This window comes from Desulfosoma sp., assembly GCF_052743555.1.
Genome location: NZ_JBRAHS010000032.1, coordinates 1 through 2676 on the forward strand (window position 1 = coordinate 1; position 2676 = coordinate 2676).

The following is a 2676-nucleotide window of genomic DNA, read 5'->3' on the forward strand; positions in this document are numbered from 1 at the left end:
TGCGTCAGCTCGGCGATTGCGGTTTCCAGATGAGCCGTTTTTTTTCGAGCATCGTCCAATTCCAGGGCCAGTCGGTGCAAAGCCGCCGAAAAAGCATCGATGCCCAAAATGTGAAACCATTTGTGGAAAACTTTTTTACGCCAGAACAAATAAACATTTTCGTCTCTTTGGTGAGAAAGTTTGGACTCGCCAAGGTAGTAGCGATAGACGGCACTGATTCCAGGGACGTGAAGGAAAGGGGTCTTTTGCGCCGCTTGCATCCAAAAATCCCAATCTTCCGAAACCTCCAAATCCTCGTCAAATTGACAGCCCTCGTCAAGAAGGCTACGGTCAAAAAGAACGGCCATGATGGGAATAAAATTCGCCGCCAACATCCGCTCCACAGACCATGGATGATCGTATTCCACGATGGGTCTTCCGGTCTCGTCCACGGCACGGACTCCGGCATAAGCCGCCTTGGCCTGCTTCTGACTGTGAAGCGCATTGACCAGCCGCGAGACATGATCGGGCAGTAAGAGATCGTCTTCATCGAGAAACATCAGATATCGGCCCGAAGCATGTCGCAAACCCGCGTTGGCCGCCCGGCTTCGAGACAGCGGCGTGGGGCTGGAAACCGGAACCACGGGAAACCTTTCAGGCAACACCTTGTCATGGGGGAAACCATCCCCCGCGGCATTCACCAGAACGACCTCAATATTGGGGTAAGTTTGTGTCGTGATGGATTGCAGAGCTTCCCGCAGTTCGGGGCGACCGATGGATCGAACGATAAGGCTCACCAGAGGCAACTGAGACGGCTCAACAGCCAGACCGATGGAACGCCTGCGGAAAAGCCAATTTTCATGCGCGGGGGCAAGGCCTTGTTCCAACGCGTCACTGTCCAGCAGGAAAAAGGCCTCCGCGGCTTGACGATCTTTGCCCAGAACATAGGCTCGGTAGCGATTCAGGGCAAGAATCCTTTCGTCATATCCGTAAAAGGATTCCTGCGACCTGAAACACTTCATCGCCTCAATCTTCATTTCCAAAGCCGCACTGATGTCGATGAGCATGTTGTGCGTCGTGGGAGCGCTCACCTCGTAAAACGCCACATGCCTTCTGCCTTTGGTTCGCCGCACGGCCTCCGTCACGGCAAGGGCGAGGACTTGATGGTCAGGATGCATTTCGGAAAGTGCCGGAGCGAAAATCCAGTCGGCGTCGAGGGCTGAAATCTTCTGGAGGATCTTCTGGACGAGTTTTTCTGAATACCGAAGTTCACGGTCTGGAAGATTCCAAAACTCGGGATCGGCGTATCCGAGAATTCGAGCCGCTTCCACGGACTCCCGTTGTCTCTCTTCAATGATGGTTTCCGAAGCCTCGGGCAGACACCGGTTTCCCTGCGTCGCAATGACGACGGAAATGGAAACCCCGCTCGCAGCTAAAAGTCCTAAAGTGCCTCCGCAACCGTAGATTTCGTCGTCGGCATGAGCCGCAAAAACAAGCACCCGTTGCGCAGGGGGCAGCGGAGAGGCCGCAGTGGGATAAAGCTCGGCTTCAAAAGCTCTGTCCATAGACCATGTCTCGGTTGATCGTCTCATTGAGACTGTGAAAATGCCAAGACCTCCTATGAATCTTGTCCACCAGGGGTCACGGTTGCAGTCATCGGCCATGAGCAAGGTTTTTTAAAGCAGAAAAAATGATTCAAACCTCCCTGAAACTTCTGCTTTTTGACGGCCACAAAACCATAAGAGCAAAAAAGCGGAACGACGCAACGCACATGAAAGTAATGATGTTGTTCGACGGCGATGCCGTCAGCAAGCCTTAATCTGATGAAAATGCGGTGCAGCAATGGCATCGCCCCCGGGCGAATGCCGCCGAGGAACCGATTGCCCACCACAAGATCGTATCCTTCTCGAAGCTTGGCCAAAAATGCCTCCAAGTGCAAAAAATCATAGGAATCGTCACTGTCTTCCATGATGATGTATGTGCCCCGGGCCGCCGCGATACCCCCCCCATCAATGCGCTGCCGTATCCCTTTTCGGCCACGTGAACGACTTGAGCTCCCATATTCCTGGCAATTTCCACGGATCCGTCCGTGCTGCCGTTGTCCGCCACGATCACTTCACCGTGCACTTCAGCTCTTTGCGAGAAGTTCCTGGCCTTTTGAATGCAGGCTTCCAGGGTTCGCGCCTCGTTGAGACACGGCATCACGATGGAAAGTTCCAACGGCTGGTCGTCCTTTGGCACCATTTTCTTGCCCAACACGACAACGAAGGCGTCGTCTCACCCGATTTTTCAATAAAAGTTCACATGTTGCCGAGCGGATGTCTTCTAGCAGGAGCTCCCCTGGGGGTCAAGTTCATTGTCGAGGTTCCTGGCACGGGTCAATTTTACGGCGCACGAGAAGACCAAGGCCACATAAAGGATGCAAAGGGGAGGCAAGGGAGCCAGATAACGGGGTTCGATGCCTGGAAAGGAGGTGACGTGCACATAGGCGAGCAGGGCCGCCAGAGCGGCGCAGGAAGCCAAAACGGCCGTGGCGAAGCCCCAGAAGGGATCGAGAAGAGCGCTTTTCAAGAAGCTCAGCCCAAAATGCACCACAATGGCGGCATAAAAAACCCAGGGAAACACCGCCCCGTACAGGGCTGCCGTGCGTTCAAGGATTCCCAGGCGAAAACTCTTTGGCCGCGTGGAAGGCACCAT

General features: G+C 54.2%; 2 protein-coding genes and 1 pseudogene. All 3 read right to left on the minus strand.

Annotated features, from left to right (window positions below):
• Positions 1–1544, minus strand: a 1544-nt coding sequence (locus ACUVSA_RS14410) for a PIG-L family deacetylase (protein ID WP_445895347.1), incomplete at its 3' end; no start/stop codon positions are given.
• A gap of 266 nt (positions 1545–1810) precedes the next feature.
• Positions 1811–2223, minus strand: a pseudogene (locus ACUVSA_RS14415) (glycosyltransferase family 2 protein); the annotation flags it as partial.
• An 81-nt stretch (positions 2224–2304) separates the two neighbouring features.
• The coding region (locus ACUVSA_RS14420) for a hypothetical protein (protein WP_445895348.1) at positions 2305–2676 on the minus strand (372 nt) is incomplete at its 5' end.